The sequence below is a fragment of the Streptomyces sp. 4F14 genome (assembly GCF_048159485.1).
Taxonomy (GTDB): Bacteria; Actinomycetota; Actinomycetes; order Streptomycetales; family Streptomycetaceae; genus Streptomyces.
This window is the reverse complement of sequence record NZ_JBLRVY010000414.1, coordinates 1-314: the sequence shown is the minus strand read 5'-3', so window position 1 is coordinate 314 and position 314 is coordinate 1. Positions and strand designations below refer to the sequence as shown.

The 314-nt window shown below is 70.7% G+C and carries 1 pseudogene; it reads right to left on the bottom strand.

Going from position 1 to position 314, the window contains the following annotated elements:
* Positions 1–6: 6 nt before the first annotated feature.
* A pseudogene (locus ACLZOT_RS51365) lies at positions 7–314 on the bottom strand (TetR/AcrR family transcriptional regulator); the annotation flags it as partial.

Below are 314 nucleotides of genomic sequence, written 5' to 3'. Positions count from 1 at the left end.
GTCCCGTCATGTCATGCCCGCTGCCTCCAGCAGCGCCGTCGCCGTCGTCACGGTCAGGCCGTCCAGGGTCTCGACCCTGGCCCCCGCCCGCGCGCTCGCCCCGTCGAAGACCAGCATCAGCTGACGGGCGAGCAGCTCCGGATCCCGTGCCCCGCCCTCCTCGGCGTGTGCACGGAAGTAGTCCTTCATCCACTGCTTCGCCCCGCTCGCGACCAGGCTCGCCGGGTGCTCGGGGTCCTTGAGCTCGACGAGTGCGGCGAGATAGGGGCAGCCCCGGTAGGTGGGCTCGGTGGAGGACTTCTCCAAGCGTTCGA